This window comes from Streptomyces sp. NPDC046909 (assembly GCF_040644695.1).
Taxonomy (GTDB): Bacteria; Actinomycetota; Actinomycetes; order Streptomycetales; family Streptomycetaceae; genus Streptomyces.
In genome coordinates this window covers 139,650-155,996 of the sequence record NZ_JBEYXC010000014.1, presented here as the reverse complement: position 1 = coordinate 155,996, position 16,347 = coordinate 139,650, and the positions used below count along the sequence as shown (strand labels likewise).

Sequence of the window (16,347 nt, the reverse complement as noted above, 5' to 3'; positions counted from 1 at the left end):
CGGCGCACGGGCGAGGGCCACGACGGAGACATCGATCCTCCTCCGTCGTGGCCCCACCCGACACCGATCGCGGGCGCACGGCTATGGGAAGTTCAGGGGCGCGCCGTTACCCTCCGCCCATGATTCCCACAGCGGTGACGAGGCCGGAGGCGGCGGACCGGGAATGAGGTGATCATGCGCATCGACATCCCCCCGGGAACCGACCCCCTCCTGTACGTCTGGGGCGACCTGGTGCCCGGGATCGGTCCGGCGGCCGGCGCGTTCTCCCTGGCCGTCTACGAGTACGCGACCCTCGGCCTGCGCGAGTTCGAGGCCGCGCGCCTGCGCATCGCGCAGATCAACGGATGCCTGTTCTGCCTGGACTGGCGTACCGAACGCGACGGGCAGAAGGTCGAGGAGGGCTTCCTGGACGCGGTCGCGCACTGGCGGACCACGGACGCCTTCGACGAACGGACCCGTCTCGCCGCGGAGTACGCCGAGCGTTACGCCCTCGACCATCACGGCCTGGACGAGGACTTCTGGGCCCGGTTCACGGCGCACTACAGCCAGGCGGAGATCGTGGAACTGAGCATGTGCGTCGGCTCATGGCTGGCCTTCGGCCGCCTCAATCACGTGCTGGGCCTCGACACCGCGTGCACGCTACCGGGCCCGGGGCACGGCCGCCGCTGACCGTCCGGCGGCGTCGGTCCGGTCAGGCGCGGTCGTGGAGCGTGACCTGGTAGCCGTCGGGGTCGGCGAAGGTGAAGGTCCGGCCGAAGGGGCCGTCGATCGGTGCGGAGACGATGGTGTGGCCGTCGGCGGCGAGCGCGTCGTGGATGGCCTGGACGTCGGTGGCGTGGAACCAGATCGCGGCACCGATACCCGGCTGGGCGACGGATGCCAGGTCGGTGCCGGGAACGATGTCCCGGACCGCGAACGCGATCGGCTTCGTCTCGAAGACGACGGCGTGCGGAGGTCCGGCCGGTGAGCGGACGAGGCCCAGGTACCGCTCGTAGAACGCCTGCGAGGCGTCGAGGTCGCGTACCTGGAACGAGATGAAGTCGGGGCCGGTGGCGGGCATGGTGACGCTCCTTCTTTGCATGTCAGTTTTCTGACATGCGGCAAGGTATGTCAGAATACTGACATGGGTCAAGAAAGTGCGGGCATCGATCTGGAGACGTCACTGGGCTACCTGCTCAAAGAGACGTCGAGCGCGCTGCGCGCCGCCATGGAGGAAGTGCTGCGCCCGCTCGGGATGAGCGTGACCCACTACTCCTGCCTCGAACTCCTGGCGCAACGACCGGGCCTGTCCAACTCCGAACTCGCGCGGGGCGCGTTCGTGACCCGGCAGACGATGAACGTGCTGCTCCAGGCCCTGGAACGGGACGGCTACGTGACCAGGCCCGCTGAGGCGCCCGTCGGCAAGGCCCTTCCCGCGCGCCTCACGCCCAGCGGCCGGCGAAGCCTGGAGACGGCGAGCGCGGCCGTCCGGTCCGTCGAGGCCAGAATGCTGTCCGGCCTGACCGAGACCGAGCGGTCGGACGCGTTCCGGATCCTCCAGAGCATGATCCGTTCCCTGCACGGCGACGACGAGGGCGCACAGCAGGCGTGATCTCGCCGTCGGTGCGCACACCCCAAGTGGTCTTGACAGTCGCCGGGGCTCCCGACGTACGTTGAACTCGCGTTTTCTGACGGGTGGAGGCCTCATGCACGCAACCGGCGCGGCACCGCGGGGTGTGCGCACGGGTGCGTGGCTGATCACCCGGCGCCATGTCGACTACTGCCGTACGTCCTCCGCCGTCTGTCCTTCCGTACACGTCTGATCCCGGCCGGCCCGCCGCGCCGGCCGTCTCGTCGTGGCCCTGTGGCCGCGAGCGTTCGTGTTCCTCGGAAGGAAATCCATGTCCGGCCCCGCCCTGCACCTCGCCCTGGAGATCGACGGCGACGGTGCCCACCCCGCGGCCTGGCGCCGCGCCGCCCACTCGCCCGACCAGTTGCTCACCCCGCGCCGCGTGGCGGGGGTCGCCGCCGTGGCCGAGAACGCCGGGTTCACCCTGATCACGCTGGACGACGGCGTACTGCCGCCCGGCGCCGCGCCCGACCCCGTGGGCCGCATCGGCGCGGTGGAGCGCGCGGCGTTCGTCGCGGCGTCCACGAGCACCGTGGGGATCGCACCCGTACTCCCCCTCACGTATGCCGAACCCTTCCATGTCTCCAGCCAGTTGGCGTCCCTGGACCACATCTCCGCCGGCCACGCCGGGTGGGTGGTGACGGAGGAGGAGCGTCCGGAGGCGGCCCGCGCCTGGGGACGCCCGCCGGTCGCCGACGGCGCCGCGCGGGCCCGGGAGTCCCGCGACGGGGTCGAGGTGGCCCGGGCGCTGTGGGACTCGTGGGAGGACGACGCGGTCATCCGTTCCGTGGCCACGAGCCGCTATCTCGACCGCGAACGGCTCCACTACATCGACTTCACCGGTGACACCTACGCCGTGAAGGGCCCGGCGATCGTGCCGCGCCCGCCCCAGGGGCAGCTCGTCGTCCTGGGGGACCCGGGCCAGGTGCCTTCGGAGCAGCTCGACGTCGCGCTGGTGACGGGACGGGACCTCCCCGCGATCGCGACGGCCGCCGCTGCCGCGGGCACGCCCCGCGCCTTCGCCGAGGTCGAGGTGGCGCTGGACACTCCGGAGGCCACCGCCGCCGAGCGCGTCGCCGACCTGGAACGGCACGCCCCGTGGACCGACCGCGGACGGCTGCGGCACATCGGCTCCGCGGACGGACTGACCGCCCTGCTCGGCGAGTTGAGCCGGTACGTCGACGGCGTACGGCTGCGTCCGCTGGTGCTGGACGAGGAGCTGCCCGTCCTCTCCCGCCTCGTCCTGCCCGCGCTGTCCGGGCGGCGCCTCGTCGCCCGCCCCCTGCCCGGTACGTCCCTGCGCTCGACCCTGGGTCTGGAGCGACCCGCCAACCGCTTCGCGGCCCCGGCCGTGGCCGTCCAGGAGGAAGCCCGATGACCCGCACCGACCCCCTCGACGTCCCCCGGCCGGACGCCCGCTTCCACTTCGGGGTGTTCTTCCAGGGCGTCAACCACTGGACCATCTGGTCCGCCCCCGACAGCGGCTCCCAGATCGACCCCGCGTCCTTCCGCAAGGTCGCCCAGACCGCCGAACGGGGCCTGTTCGACGCGTTCTTCCTCGGCGAGGGGCTGCGGCTGCGCGAGGTCGACGGCAGGATCCACGACCTCGACGTGGCCGGACGCCCCGACGCCATCACCCAACTCGCCGCGCTGGCCGCGGTCACCCGGCGGATCGGACTGGTCTCCACCTCCAACTCCACCTTCAACGAGCCCGCCGATCTCGCCCGCCGCCTCTCCGGCCTCGACCTGCTCTCCGAAGGCCGTGCGGGCTGGAACGTGGTGACCACGGACAACGCCTGGACCGGCGCCAACTTCCGCCGCGGCGGCTACCTCGACCACGCCGACCGTTACCGGCGCGCCGAGGAGTTCCTCACCGTGGCCCGCGCGCTCTGGGACGGCTGGGAGGACGGAGCGGCCGCCGCCTCCACCGGCGCGCGGGAGTGGTCGACGCCCGGCGCGGTCCGCCAAGTACGCCACCGGGGACCGCAGTTCGACGTCGACCTCGCCCCCACCCTGCCGCGCAGCGCCCAGGGGCACCCGGTCATCTTCCAGGCCGGTGACTCCGGCGAGGGACGCGACTTCGCCGCCCGCAACGCCGATGTCATCTTCTCCGCGCACGGCAACGACTTCGACGACGCCCTGGCCTTCGCCGAGGACATCCGCACCCGCCTGCGGGCCGTCGGCCGCCCCGACGACGACCTGCGGATCCTGCCCGGCACCGAGATCATCCTCGGCGCCACCGAGGAGGAGGCCCAGGAGAAGAAGCGCTGGATCCGGCTGCAACAGGTCACCCCTGCAACAGCGTTGGGGATCGCCGGGCTGCTGTGGGGCATCGACCTGTCCGGCCGGGACGCCGACGGCCCTCTGCCCAAGGAGGATCCGGTCGTCGCCGAGAACGACGGCTCCTTCGGCGCCCGCCGCATCGCTGATCCGCGCGAGGTGGTGGCCGAGTGGCGGGCGAAGGCGGAGGCGCACGGCTGGTCGCTGCGGGAGACCGTCATCGCGCTCGGTCCGCAGCGCGGCCACGTCGGCACTCCGTCCGCCCTGGCCGACAAGTTCACCCACTTCGTGCGGCACGGCGCGATCGACGGCTTCAACGTCACGCCGTACCTCATCCCGAACGGTCTCGACGACATCGTCGATCTCCTCATCCCGGAACTCCAGGAACGCGGCGTCTACCGCACCGAGTACACCGGCACCACCCTGCGCGAACATCTCGGTCTGCGCGAACCCCTCACCCACCGGTCCGCGCCCGCCCGACGCCAGGCGGGCTGACCGCCGGAAGAGGTCCACCCGACGGTGCGGATCAGGCCGGGCGGACCGCGCCCTTGATCGCGAACTGGCCCGCGAAGAACACCGATTCCTCGCGGATGGCCGCCCCCGGGCCCGGGGCATGGATCATCATGCCGTCGCCACTCCAGATGCCCACGTGGCTGAGGTCGTCGTGGAAGAAGACCAGGTCTCCGACCCGTACGTCGGCGAGGGAGACCTGCACCCCGACTCCCGCCTGGGCCTGGGCGGTTCGGGGCAGCGTGACACCGGCGGCCTTCCACGCGGCCTGCGTCAGACCGGCGGCGTCGTACGACTCGGGCCCGACCGCGCCCCAGACACAGGGCCGGCCGATCTGTGCCCGGGCGAAGGCGATCACCCGCTCGGCCTGGGGGGTGTGGCTCACGGCGGCCGGTGGCCAGGATTCGCTGTAAGTGGCGGGCGGGGCGGCGGCCATGGTGGGCGGGGCGGCGGGCGCGGCCGGTTCGGCGATCGGTGCGGTGAACGCGAGCGGATCGGCGACCGGTGCGGCGGGCGCGGCCGTCAAGGCGACCGCGGCGACGCTCTCCAGACCGGCGCCGTAGGTCGCGGTGATCGAGCCGGCCGGCGGAGTGTCGGTGTAGAAAGCGGCCGGTTCTGCCGACAGGTACGGGTCGGCCGGCAGGTACGGGTCGTACAGGGCGGCCGAGCCGGTCTCCGGGCCGGCACCGTACGTGTCCACTCCGCCCGCCGGCACATCCGACAGGTAAGCGACTGCCGTGGGTTCCGGGATGGTTGGCACGATCTCGGTGGGCTCCGGCACGAACTCCATGGTCGGAGCCTGAGCGGGTCCGCTGGTCAGCTCCAGGGCACCGCCGGTGGACGCACGGGCCGCCTTGGGCGCTTCGAGGGCGAGGGGTTCCGCGGGACGTTCCATCGCGGGTGCGGGTCGCGCTGCCCGGGACTCGCGCTCGGGGCGTTCGGGACGGTCGGGGCGGTCACCGCGGTCGGGCGTTCTTCTCTCCGGCTGCGACACCGGCACGGTCGGGCCCAGCTTGGCCCGGGCGGTGTCGAACCACTGGCGGGCCAGGGCCCCGACGTCGGGTGCCATGGGCGCCTGGGACCGGGCGCGGTCGGCCGTGCCGCGCTGGCGCGGTATCGCTGCCGCGCGCGTCGCGTTGAACGTGCCCGTGTCGCTCTCCGCCCGGTCGTAGAGACGGTCGATCCTGCGCCGGACCTCGTCGCGGCTCGGCTCCTCGGCCCCATCCACCACCGTGGCGCTCCTTCCGTACGAGGCAGTTGTGCAAGTGGCAACTAACTTAGCCAACTTGAGAAGTTTCCGTGAAGATCGAAGCACCAAATGCCCGATACGCTTCTGTGACCTTCGTCCCTCCCTCCCCTTGACCGTGGCCCTCGACCCCCGCACCAGGGGGTCGAGGGCCACGGTCATCGTTCCCGGTGGGGCCTCAGCGGTGTTCGGGCAGATCCGACTCCGCCGGGAGCACCGACGACCTGAACTGCGTGGGCGACGACGCCTTGGCGGCGGGCTTCTTGCCGCAGAACGCGGCCTCCAGCGTGCCGCCGAGCGCCGTGTTGGCGGACCCCTTGTTCGAGGTGTTCGCCATGGCGGAGAGGCTGCGCCGGCCGTCGCGGGTCGCGAACGCGTACGTGTAGAAGCCCTGCACGGTGCCGGTGTGGCCGTAGACCTGTGTGCCGCAGGACAGGTCGTAGCGGCGCAGACCGAGGCCGTAGAAGCGGGTGTTGGTGGTGTCGGTCGGGGTGACGGTGGTCATCGCCTCCAGCATCTTCGGCGACAGCAGCCGGCCCCGCATGAGCGCGGTGACGAAGGTGTTCAGGTCCCCCGGGCTGGAGATGATCGCCCCGGCCGACTGGGCCCAGGAGACCGTCTGCTCGGTGGAGTCGACCAGCGGGGCGCCGGCCTCGTCGGGGTGGAGGTACCCGTGCACGTGCAGCCCGGCGATGTGCACGTCGGGGTGGACGTACGAGGTGTTGCGCAGCCCCAGCGGCTTGATGACGCGGCGCTGGTACTCCTGGGCGACCGGGTTCCCGGTGAGCTTCTCGATGAGCATGCCGACGACCACGAAGTTGGTGTTGGAATACTTGTAGGAGACCCCGGGCTCGGTGGTGCGGGGCTCGCTCAGCGACAGGTCCACCAGCTCCTGGTAGCTGAAGACCCGGTTGCGTACGGCCTCGAAGCCGGGCACGGTCTGCTCGAACATCGCGTCGGTGTAGTCCGCGAGCCCGCTGCGGTGGGTCAGCAGGTGGCGCACCGTGATCCGGTCGTCGGGCAGCAGCCCGGGCAGGTACTGGTTCACCGGCGTGTCGAGCGCCAGTCTCCCCTCCTGGACGAGCTGGAGCAGGACCACGCTGGAGAAGGTCTTGCTGACACTGCCGATGCGGAAGCGCGCGCGGATGTCCATGGCGGCGCCCGACTCGCGGTCGCGCACGCCCACCGTGCGGGCCTGGACGCCCTCGGGTCCGGTGAACCGGGCCATCGCGCCCGGCGCGCCCTGGGCCATGGCGGCGTTCAGCGCAGCGACCACACCGTCCATGTCGGGGGCGGGCGTGGTGACCCGTGCGGCGCCGGGAACGGCGGGCGCGGCCTGTGCGGTGGTGGCGGGGACGACACCGGCGGCGAGCGCGGCGATCAGGGTGGCACCGGCGGCCAGGCGTCGGCGGTTGTTCGACGTCACATCAGATCCTCATGTCGAAAGGGCAAAAGGTCGAAGGGCGCAGGCCCAAGGAGTGGGAGCCCTGGTCGATGCCGAGTTCATGTGGTTCCCCCTCTTCATGCGGGGGCGCGGCGATATGTGCGGTTGGTCGGCCGCCACCGTCCCCCGTGGTCGGACACAGTCTGTTCACAGCCGCGGGCGGGGCCCAGCATTTCGAGCCACTTCAAAACGTGTCCCGGTCGGCGTCTTTGCCCAGGCTGTTCGAAACCTTTGCGGAAACCCGCGCGTCCCAAGAGGTGTTCGGTACGTCGACGGGGGAGTGTTCATGGCCCGGTTCTCCGAGTTGTGTCTGGGGCCACTGGAATCAGTGCCGGTGTCGGTCGTGGCGCAGCCCGGCGTCACCCTGATGTCGCTCGTCGCGGACGCGCTGGGCGGACGTTCCCAGGGCCTGCACCCCACCTGGCGGCGCGCGCTGCGCTCGGCGGTGCCCGAGGGCGCGGAGGCGGTGCTGCGGCCGCTGTTCACCCGTGAGTACTCGATGGTCCCCGACTGCCTCACCCCGACGGCGCCGCTGTGGGAGACCGATCTCTCCGTCCAGCTCGACCGGCTGGCGGAGGTCCCGCCCGGGCTGCTGCTCCAGGAGCTGGAGTCGGACTTCGACGGGACGCTCCCCCGGCAGTGGCAGTCGGTCGTCGACCGGCCCAAGGCCTTCATCCAGGCGTACGCGGCCATTCTCGGGGCCGTGTGGGAGGCCTTCGGGCCGGTCTGGGCGCGGGCCGGCTCCCTGCTGGCCCGGGAGACCGAACGCGTGGGGGTGGCGGTCGTCAGCAACGCCCTGCCGCTCGTCCTGGCAGGACTCGGGCCCAAGATCCGCTTCGAAGGGCAGACGCTGTACGTGCCCGACCCGCACCCCGAGACGTTCGAGCGCGGCGCCCGCCGCGTGGTGCTGGTGCCCATCGTGTCCGGCAACGGTGCCTCGGTCTTCAGCTTCGACCGGTCCGACGCCGTGTGGTTCGGCTATCCCGTGCCCGGCCTGAACTCACTGTGGACCGCTCAGGAGACCGCCCCCGCCGAACGCGACCCGCTCAGGCTCGTGATGGGCGCCCTCCGGGCCGGGATCCTGCGCGAACTGGCGCGCCCGTGCACCATGGGCGCCCTCGCCTCCGAGCTCAACTGCACCCCGGCGACCGTGACCTACCACTGCGGCCAGCTGGAGGCGGCCGGCCTCCTGAGCCGGGAGCGCCGAGGACAGCACGTGGTGGCCCGGCGCACGGCGACGGGCGGGGCGCTGGTCAACCTGCTGTCCCCCTGACATCCGTCAGGACCGCGGGCCCGCTCCCCTCTCTAGGGTTCGAGTCGTCTTCCAGGCCCCGGCCGCAGGGCGGGGCACCCTCCACACACAGGAAGAGACGGCTCTCATGCGCCTGTTCCGCTCCACCCTCACCACCACCGCCGCCTTGTGCGCGGTCGCCACCGGCATCGTCGTCGCCCAGTCCGCCGAGCTCGGCCTCGACAGCGTCCGCATCACCCGGGCGCAGGGCGTCTAGCCCATGCGCAGACACCTTCTCGCTGCCTCCGCCGCGCTGCTGCTGACAGCCGGAGCGGCAACCTCCGCGACCGCCGACTCCCCCGCCGGACAGTCCGCGCGTCCCGCCGCCGCGTCCGTCGAGGTGCCCGCCGGTGTCAGCGCCGGGGTCGCCGTCTTCGACCGGCAGACCGGCACCTTCACCGAGCAGCTCAACTCCGGCACCCGCTTCCGCTCCGCCTCGGTCGTCAAGGTGCTGCTCGCGCTGGACTACCTGTGGAACCGCGGCCCCGACTACACCGTGCCCCCGGCCGACCGTGCCTGGCTGGAGCCGATGCTGCGCAGCAGCGACGACGACGCGGCCGACGCCTACTGGTCGGACCACGGCGGTACGGCGATCATCACCCGCATGGTGAGCCGCCTCGCCCTGAAGGACACCGCGGTGCCGCCCACCGGATACGAGGGCTTCTGGGGCTACACCGCGCTCTCCGCCCGCGACACGGTGACGATCTACCGCTATCTCCTGGACTCGGCGCCCGCCCCCGTGCGCGACTTGGTGATGGGCAACCTGCGTCAGTCCACCCGCTGCGCCTCGGACCGCTTCGACCAGCACTTCGGCGTCGCGGGGGCGTTCGAGAAGCCGTGGGCGGTGAAGCAGGGCTGGGCGGGATCGTCGTACGAGAAAGGCACCTGCGGCCCGCCGCGCACGGCTACCGCGACCACGACCGATACGACGGGCCCGGCTCCGGCCGCCGTCGCGGACGTGGACCTGACCCGGCCCGCGCTGCACAGCACGGGGACGGTGGGCGCCGGTGACCGGTCCATCGTGGCCGTGTTCACGCTGCATCCCGTCGGTACGTCGTACGGGAAGGCGTACACCGACATCGGCCGGCTGACCCGCTCCCTGAACGTGCCCGGGGCCACCCGGCCCGCCGGGTGGTGGTACGGCACGTGGAGCGACCATGTGAATGTCCGCCCGGACCCCGGCACCGGCAACGCACCGATCTCTCAACTCCCCGCAGGGGTGGAGGTGTTGGTGGGCTGCCAGGCCAGGGGCGAGGAGGTCAGCGTGCCGCCTTACACCAACGAGTGGTGGGCGTACCTGCCCCAGTACAAGGGCTGGATCTCCAACATCTACATCAACTCGCCCGACAACAAGATGCCGGACGTCAAGGACTGCTGAACGGCCTTGCGCGACCGCTCCGTTGCCTCACCGCTCGTAGTCGGCGAGGTAGCGGAGCACTTTGTCGACGTGGGGCTGCACCCGGTTGGGGACGCCGCCCTCCGTGATGACTGTGCGGTCGCTCGTGCGGTAGCCGGCCGCCATCAGCGCGGGAAGGTCCTTGGCGGGCATGTTCTCCTTCTTGAACTGCTGGTCGAGCCAGCACACGTACAGCGACATCGTGGAGATCGCGTCCGGTGCCGACATGTAGTCCTTGTCCCCGTCGCCGTCGCCGTCGACCGCCCAGGCCCGGAACACCGAGGGCGTCCACATGGCGATGCCGAACTCCTCGCTCTCCGGCCGGGACGCGTTGACGTCGAAGCCGCTCTCCGCCTTCAGCATGGCGGCGAGGAACGCGGGCGTGACCTCGGCGTCGGTGCAGCGGTGGGCGGCCTTCACGATGACCGGTCGCAGGGCCGCGGGTACGTCGGAATCCTCCGGGATCTCCCCCGCTGCCGGGCTGTGCGCGCCGGTGACGACGGCCGGCGCGCCGCGCCCCTGGTCGTCCTCGTCCTCTGCCCCGCCCCCGCCGCCTCCGCCGAGCAGCGCGGTCCCGGCGATGGCGGCGGCCGACACCGCGGCGAGCGCGACGGCGGCGACCGGCAGCAGCCGGCGTCGGCGGCGCGGGCCCGCCAGTTGCTCGATCCGGGTGGAGAGGCTCGCGGCGGTGTGGCGCCGGCGGCCCGCGTGGTCGGGGAGCAGACAGTCCGCGATGAGCCGGCGCCAGTTCTCGTCGAGTCCGGCGTCGAGGCGCAGGGGTGTGGTGCCGCGGGCGTAGGCCTGCGCGGCGAGCGAGCGGGCCCGGGCGGTGGCGCCGGGGAACGGGTGGAGGCCGCCGGTGAGCACCTGATGGGCGAGGACGCCGAAGGCCCAGATGTCGGCGGTCGGCCGGACCACCGTGCCGCCGGCTCCGGTGCGCTGTGACCACCACTCGGGCGGTACATGGTCGAGCGTGCCGAGCGGCGGCACATAGGCGTGAGTGCCCTCGAGTTCGGTGGCCAGGCCGAAGTCGGCGAGCCAGACCTCGCCGTCGGCTCCCAGCAGTACGTTGGCGGGCTTGAGGTCGCCGTGCACCCACCCGGCGCCGTGCATATGGGCGAGCCCGGCCGCGACACCGCGCAGAACCCGTACGGCGTCCGGGATCGGCCCGCCCGTCCCGGCGGCGTCCAACTCCTGCCGCAGACTGGCCTCGGCGCGGTCCATGACGAGCGCGATCGCCCCGTCCAGCGCGGGCAGGTCCGGCGCGTCCACGGTGCACACGGCATGCGTCCGTACGAGGTGGGGGTGGTCCGCCTCGGCGCTGAACCGCACCTCGCGCGCGACCAGTTCACCGAGCGCGGCCCGCTGACCGGGTGCCAGGGCGCCGGTCGGCAGCACCTTCACCGCCGCGACCTTGCCGTCGGCGACCGCGCGGGCCTCGTACACGGTCCCCCAGCCGCCCGATCCGACGACGGCGCCCAACTCCCAGCCGTCGATACGGAATCCGGCCGGCAGCCGCGGCGGTTCGAGGGCGCCCTCTTCGGCGCCTGACGTGCTCACGCTTCGCTCTCCTGCGGGACGGGCCGTCTGCGGGACGGCAACAGGGCCAGATGTTCCTCGCGCACCAGGCCGAAGCGCAGGGCGAGGGAGGCGAGTCGGGCGCGCTTGGCGCCGGTGCGGCCGTTGCCGTCGGCGCCGGGTTCCTCGCCGACGTCCAGGCGCAGCTTGGCGAACGCCAGGTAGTCGATGTGGTAGTTCACCGCGGAGCGGGTCAGACCACGGCAGCTCTCCAGCGGGCGCAGCCGTTCCGCGATGTCCCCGGCGCCGGGCAGCGCACCGTCCGAAGGGTCGCGCAGCCGTGGCTCGCACAGGGCCACCAGCACGAGGAAGTACTTCGCCGTCGGGTCGAGCGCGTAGGGATGCACGGTCAACTCCCCGGCGCCGGGCGAGGATTGCTCGTCCAGGTAGGCGTGCTGCGGGGCGAACACCTTGAACTCGACGGTCCCGCTCAGCGCGGGCAGGACGACCCGGGAGAACTCGAAGGGCACCGGTGCGCCGAGCCGGCCGGGCGCGACGGTGATGTATTCGCCGGCGCCCTCAAGGTTCTCCACCGCGTACGCCGTGTCACGGCTGAAGTTCGACAGCCGCCAGTAGTCCTCGGCCGCCTCCAGCCGCCCCGCCCGCCGGGAGATCCCGGGATCGCGCAGCACGATGGCGACCTCCCGGCCGCCGGGCAGCCCGCGCCCGAAGTCGGCGACATCGCCCGGCCCCATCCGCAGCAACTCGGGCCCGCCCACGTCGACTTCACCCGGCCCCGACGGACCGGGCTGCTGCACAATGATCGTTTCCATGTCGGCTCTCCCCCGAGGTGGCCGCCAGGATCGCCGGCGGCGGTTCGGTCACGGTCACTGCTTCGCCGCCCCGTTCACCCCGGTCGTGAAGACGCCCATGGACCGCCCGCCACGACATGCCGGCTTCTGGTCAAAAGCCGCACAGGTGACATCGTTGTCCATGCCCGGCACCGCAAGCGGGCCGATTCCAGGGGTGAGAGCGCGAGGCACGCCCCCTAGGACGATCGGCCGATCATCTCGGTTCCCGGCGCCGGGTCCTGTTCGTCTCCGTTACAACGGCGGGAAGCCGGCGCCTCGACGCCGGCTTCCCTCATCAGCCACGGAAGGTGGAACTGCCCCGTGCCGACTGCTCAGTTCAACAGGTGCGGCCCGTGTACCACGCGCCGTCGATTCCGGAGGCGGCGCCGAGCCAGGTCACGCCGGGGCCGACACACATCTCGCTGTTCGGCCCCCAGTCGTCGATCTCGATGACGATGTGTGAGCCGTCCGAGGTGCAGTGGTTGTAGTAGGCGTCGGAGGCGGTCTCGTAGAAGCCGCAGGGATCCGCCGCGGCCGGACCGGCGCTCGCGGTGACCGCGCCGAAGGAGGTGAGGACGAGGGCGGCGGAACCAAGGGCGCTGGTCATGAAACGACGTACACGCAAGGTGAACTCCAGAACGGTAGGGGGGATGGGAGTCGGCACCGTCCGGTGCCGACTCCCATCCCTTGTCGATGACCCCAGAATCACCGCTCTGAGCAGCGGTTTCGATCACCGCTCGCCCCGTTCACCCGGCGAATCGATTCATTGCTGCGCCGATCAGTTGATCTTCACCGGTTCCCCTGCGGGGTGCCGGGCGGCGCTAGTTCCGGTACCGGAACACGATCCGGCCTCGCGTCAGGTCGTACGGCGGGAGTTCCACCAGCACCCGGTCCTCCAGCATGATCCTGATGTAGTGCTTGCGGATCTTTCCGCTGATATGGGCGAGCACCTGGTGGCCGTTCTCCAGCTCCACGGTGAACATGGCGCTGCGCAGGCACTCGACGACCTTGCCCTCGACTTCGATGACGTTCTTGTTCTTGGTCATCGCACCAGCTCCAGGTTGCCGCTCATCCGCCGGGCGCCGATGCCCTCGAACAGCGCGGAGGCCGCACGGTTGGTCTCCTGGACCTCGGTCCAGGCCTCGGCGAACCCGGAGCGGTGCAGCGTGCCCAGTGCGTGGGCGAGCAGCGCCCGCGCGATGCCGCGACGCTGCTCGCCGGCCCGGACCGCGAGCAGCCCGATGCGCGGCCGGATCACCGTCACCACCCGGATCAGGCCCAGGTAGCGGTCCGGTGCCGCGGCCACCGCGTACTTCGACGGGTCGACGACGGTGTCGCCCTCGCGGCGGGGAATCACCTCCGCGGGCATCGACTGCCACCCGACGGTCGCCTCGACTTCGGCACGGATCGCACGGTCCACCGCCCGCAGCAGGCTCTCGTCCGCCTGTCCGGCGGGGACGATCGTCAACCCCGGCGGCGGCAGGACGGCTTCGAGCCCGGTGATCCGCGGATCGGTCGGTACGGCGTACTCCCCCTCGCGGCGGCGGATCGTGAACCCGGCCCGCCGCCAGCCGGCCGTCAGCTCGGCGTCGGCCTCGTCGACCACCGTGTGCAGCGGCCCCGGGAGTTGCGCCAGCATCGCCTCGGCGAGCCGGTCGAAGGTGGCGGAGTGCCAGGCGTCGATGCTGACGAACAGGCGTCCGTCCGCCCGGTGTTGGGCATGCCCGCGGCCGACCACCAGGTCGTCCTCCAGCGCATGCCATTGCCTGTCCGCGACGCGCGTGATCGTCACCGCGTTCTCGCCCGGGCCGGAGGTGAAAGGCTTCGTATCCATCGGAGTCTCCCTTCCAGGAGTGCCTCGATCTCAGGCGCTCCTGGCGACACCGAATGTCAGCCGCCGGACCGTGACGGGTTGAGGGAGCACCCACGGGTAACTGTGTTCACGGGGCTCACCTCCATACGACGACTTCACGGTCCACCGCGAACGTAGCAGCGGGGCGCCGCCTGTCTCAAAGCCTTTTCCGTGGGCGCCGTGGACACCGGGGGCGTCGGGGGCGGGGCTCGTCACGCGATCCCGATGCGGGGTTCAGTCCGTGGCCCGGCCCGGGCTGACCATGCGGTACTCGTAGGCCATGACCACCACTTGGGACCGGTCCCGGGCGCCGAGTTTGGCCATGATGCGGCTGACGTGGGTCTTCGCGGTCAGCGGGGAGACCACCAGTCGTGCGGCGATCTCGTCGTTGGTGCGGCCGGCGGCGATCAGCCGCATGACCTCACGTTCGCGGGCGGTCAGCGCGTCGAGGCGCGGGTCGGGTGCGCGGGTGGGGTCGGGGCGGCTGGCGAATTCGGCGATGAGCCGACGGGTGACGGAAGGGCTGATGAGCGCGTCGCCGCGCACCACGACACGTACCGCGTGCAGGAGTTCCGCCGGTTCGGTGTCCTTGACGAGGAAGCCCGAGGCGCCGGCGCGCAGGGCCCCGTACACGTACTCGTCGAGGTCGAAGGTCGTCAGCATGACGACCTTCACCGCCGCCAGTGTCTCGTCGGCGGCGATGCGGCGCGCGGCTTCGAGCCCGTCCATGCCGGGCATGCGGATGTCCATCAGCACGACGTCGGGCCGCAGTTCGCGGCAGGCGGCGAGGGCGGCGTGTCCGTCGGCGGCCTCGGCGACCACCTGGAGGTCGTCCTCGTCGTCGAGGATGCCGCCGATCCCCGCGCGGACGAGGCGCTGGTCATCCGCCAGCAGGATCCTGATCATCAGCTGCTCCGCCGATCGGCTCGTGGTGGTCTGAGAACGGTAGCCGGGCCCTGACGAGGAACCCGCCCGCGCCGCCGGGCCCGGCGTCCAGCGTCCCGCCCAGCGCCCGCGCCCGTTCCGTCATCCCGGCGATCCCACTGCCGCCCGCGATCCTGCCGCCGCCCGCGTGCCCGGCGCGAGCCGGGCCCCGCCCGTCGTCCTGGACGTCGAGCGTCACTTCCCGCTCGCCGTGATGGATCCGCACGACGACGTGCCGCGCGCCGCTGTGCCTGACGGCGTTGGTCAGTGACTCCTGCACGATGCGGTAGGCAGCGAGGTCCACCGCGGCGGGCGGCGCGGACAGGGACCCGCTTCGCTCGACGCGTACGTCGACGCCCGCGCGCGCGGCTGATGTGACCAGGTCGTCGATGCCGGACAGGCCCGGCGAGGGGGTGGTGGGGGCCGCTTCGTCGACCTGGCGCAGTACGCCGAGGGTGGCCCGCAGTTCTCGCAGGCCCTCCTTGCTGCCCTGTTTGATGGCGGTCAGCGCTTCCTCGGCCAGGCCGGGATCCTTCGGCAGCCGGTGCAGCGCGGAGGACGCCTGCACATGGATCATCGACATGTTGTGGCCGATCACGTCGTGCAGTTCGCGGGCGATGCGCAGCCGCTCCTGCGTGGCGCGCAGTCTGGCCTGCTCCTCGGCGTAGGCGAGCCGGCCGTGGCGCATCGCGCCCAGAGCCACCACCGCCACCAGCCAGCCGGTCAGCATGAACACCGCCGTGCCGTTGACATCACCGGTCCCGGCCAGGGCCCCCGCGCCCACCCCGACGACCATCACCGCCGCCATGGCGACCGTGTCTCGGATCCGGCCCTGGGCCGCCAACGCGTACAGCGCGGCGACGGGGATCACCACGAGCGGACCGTCGACCGTGCTCAGCAGGTGGTAGACGCCCGTGCCAAGTACCGTGAACCAGCCCACCGCCACCGGGTGACGGCGGCGCAGCGGAAACGCCGCGCACACCGCCGTCGCGAGGAACCAGGAGAGGAACACGGACGCGCCGGCGTTCCCGTCCGGGCCCAGCCGCTGCCCCTCGGCCACTCCTGACAGCACCAGGACGACCGCGGCGAGCGCCATGTCGGCGCGCGGCCCACTGGGCAGGGCGAGGCGGGTGAGATCGAGATGCTGCACTGCTTCATTCTGCCTGCGGCACTTCGGGAAGCCGAGCCTTATGTCCGCATATGCACCGAGAGTGGGTGCTGAGGAAGTACGCGGCGGTCGGCACGTACATCCGCTGGTGTACGGCGCGGCCGGCGCCTGCCGCCGCTGGTGCAGGCCGGTTGTCAGCCGTGGGCCGACGCCCGGGCCCGGGGTGCGCGGACACGATCGCTTCATGTCGTCGTACATCGAGTCGTGTCGTCGTGCGACGACTCCAGGCAGCTCTCGCTCGAATTCGAGGTAGGCATC

17 protein-coding genes are annotated in these 16,347 nt (G+C 71.8%); 7 read left to right on the top strand and 10 right to left on the bottom strand.

All coding sequences use genetic code 11. From position 1 onward, the window contains the following. The first annotated feature begins 174 nt into the window (after window positions 1-174). Window positions 175-669, top strand: a complete 495-nt coding sequence (locus tag ABZ928_RS37630; protein WP_361528822.1) for a carboxymuconolactone decarboxylase family protein — start codon at window positions 175-177, stop codon at window positions 667-669. A 22-nt stretch (window positions 670-691) separates the two neighbouring features. On the opposite strand, the gene ABZ928_RS37625 is transcribed toward ABZ928_RS37630, so the two are convergent. Further along, entirely contained in the window at window positions 692-1,060 is a 369-nt protein-coding gene (locus tag ABZ928_RS37625) for a VOC family protein (RefSeq protein ID WP_361528820.1), read from the bottom strand. 63 nt (window positions 1,061-1,123) lie between these two features. On the opposite strand from ABZ928_RS37625, the gene ABZ928_RS37620 reads away from it, so the two are divergent. The 3 genes from ABZ928_RS37620 to ABZ928_RS37610 all read left to right on the top strand — a co-directional run bounded on the left by ABZ928_RS37620 (window position 1,124) and on the right by ABZ928_RS37610 (window position 4,384). Continuing rightward, window positions 1,124-1,591: a MarR family transcriptional regulator gene (locus ABZ928_RS37620; protein ID WP_361528818.1), complete on the top strand. Its 468-nt coding sequence runs from the start codon at window positions 1,124-1,126 to the stop codon at window positions 1,589-1,591. A gap of 289 nt (window positions 1,592-1,880) precedes the next feature. After that, on the top strand, window positions 1,881-2,987 hold the full coding sequence (locus ABZ928_RS37615; protein ID WP_361528816.1) for an LLM class flavin-dependent oxidoreductase: 1,107 nt from the start codon (window positions 1,881-1,883) through the stop codon (window positions 2,985-2,987). Continuing rightward, window positions 2,984-4,384 carry an NtaA/DmoA family FMN-dependent monooxygenase gene (locus ABZ928_RS37610; protein WP_361528814.1) on the top strand — a complete coding sequence of 467 codons (1,401 nt, stop codon included), beginning with the start codon at window positions 2,984-2,986 and terminating at the stop codon, window positions 4,382-4,384. Before ABZ928_RS37615 ends, ABZ928_RS37610 begins: the two co-directional genes overlap by 4 nt. Window positions 4,385-4,415: 31 nt before the next feature. Here ABZ928_RS37610 and ABZ928_RS37605 read toward each other — a convergent pair whose 3' ends face one another. Both ABZ928_RS37605 and ABZ928_RS37600 read right to left on the bottom strand, forming a co-directional pair. Beyond that, window positions 4,416-5,630 carry an NlpC/P60 family protein gene (locus ABZ928_RS37605; protein WP_361528812.1) on the bottom strand — a complete coding sequence of 405 codons (1,215 nt, stop codon included), beginning with the start codon at window positions 5,628-5,630 and terminating at the stop codon, window positions 4,416-4,418. Between the two features lie 193 nt (window positions 5,631-5,823). Then, window positions 5,824-7,071: a serine hydrolase domain-containing protein gene (locus ABZ928_RS37600; protein WP_361528810.1), complete on the bottom strand. Its 1,248-nt coding sequence runs from the start codon at window positions 7,069-7,071 to the stop codon at window positions 5,824-5,826. 304 nt (window positions 7,072-7,375) lie between these two features. On the opposite strand from ABZ928_RS37600, the gene ABZ928_RS37595 reads away from it, so the two are divergent. The 3 genes from ABZ928_RS37595 to ABZ928_RS37585 all read left to right on the top strand — a co-directional run bounded on the left by ABZ928_RS37595 (window position 7,376) and on the right by ABZ928_RS37585 (window position 9,758). After that, window positions 7,376-8,362: a winged helix-turn-helix domain-containing protein gene (locus tag ABZ928_RS37595; RefSeq protein ID WP_361528808.1), complete on the top strand. Its 987-nt coding sequence runs from the start codon at window positions 7,376-7,378 to the stop codon at window positions 8,360-8,362. A gap of 106 nt (window positions 8,363-8,468) precedes the next feature. After that, a complete protein-coding gene (locus tag ABZ928_RS37590) occupies window positions 8,469-8,597 on the top strand; it encodes a hypothetical protein (protein ID WP_361528806.1) in 129 nt (42 codons plus the stop codon). Between the two features lie 3 nt (window positions 8,598-8,600). Further along, a complete protein-coding gene (locus ABZ928_RS37585) occupies window positions 8,601-9,758 on the top strand; it encodes a hypothetical protein (RefSeq protein ID WP_361528804.1) in 1,158 nt (385 codons plus the stop codon). A gap of 27 nt (window positions 9,759-9,785) precedes the next feature. Here ABZ928_RS37585 and ABZ928_RS37580 read toward each other — a convergent pair whose 3' ends face one another. The 7 genes from ABZ928_RS37580 to ABZ928_RS37550 all read right to left on the bottom strand — a co-directional run bounded on the left by ABZ928_RS37580 (window position 9,786) and on the right by ABZ928_RS37550 (window position 16,071). Then, the gene (locus tag ABZ928_RS37580; protein ID WP_361528802.1) at window positions 9,786-11,336 is read right to left on the bottom strand and encodes a serine/threonine-protein kinase; all 1,551 of its coding nucleotides are present in this window, start codon (window positions 11,334-11,336) and stop codon (window positions 9,786-9,788) included. Then, window positions 11,333-12,127: a serine/threonine protein kinase gene (locus ABZ928_RS37575; RefSeq protein WP_361528800.1), complete on the bottom strand. Its 795-nt coding sequence runs from the start codon at window positions 12,125-12,127 to the stop codon at window positions 11,333-11,335. The genes ABZ928_RS37580 and ABZ928_RS37575 overlap by 4 nt, the downstream gene beginning before the upstream one ends. Before the next feature lie 355 nt (window positions 12,128-12,482). Next, window positions 12,483-12,752, bottom strand: coding sequence for a DUF6355 family natural product biosynthesis protein (locus ABZ928_RS37570; RefSeq protein WP_361528798.1), 270 nt, complete (start codon window positions 12,750-12,752; stop codon window positions 12,483-12,485). A gap of 214 nt (window positions 12,753-12,966) precedes the next feature. Then, window positions 12,967-13,191 (bottom strand): translation initiation factor IF-1, encoded by a 225-nt coding sequence (infA, locus tag ABZ928_RS37565; RefSeq protein WP_361528796.1) that lies wholly within the window; start codon window positions 13,189-13,191, stop codon window positions 12,967-12,969. Further along, on the bottom strand, window positions 13,188-13,979 hold the full coding sequence (locus tag ABZ928_RS37560; RefSeq protein ID WP_361528794.1) for a GNAT family N-acetyltransferase: 792 nt from the start codon (window positions 13,977-13,979) through the stop codon (window positions 13,188-13,190). Before ABZ928_RS37560 ends, infA begins: the two co-directional genes overlap by 4 nt. A gap of 252 nt (window positions 13,980-14,231) precedes the next feature. Then, window positions 14,232-14,903, bottom strand: coding sequence for a response regulator transcription factor (locus ABZ928_RS37555; protein WP_361528792.1), 672 nt, complete (start codon window positions 14,901-14,903; stop codon window positions 14,232-14,234). Next, window positions 14,878-16,071: a sensor histidine kinase gene (locus ABZ928_RS37550; RefSeq protein ID WP_361528790.1), complete on the bottom strand. Its 1,194-nt coding sequence runs from the start codon at window positions 16,069-16,071 to the stop codon at window positions 14,878-14,880. Before ABZ928_RS37550 ends, ABZ928_RS37555 begins: the two co-directional genes overlap by 26 nt. Window positions 16,072-16,347: the final 276 nt, after the last annotated feature.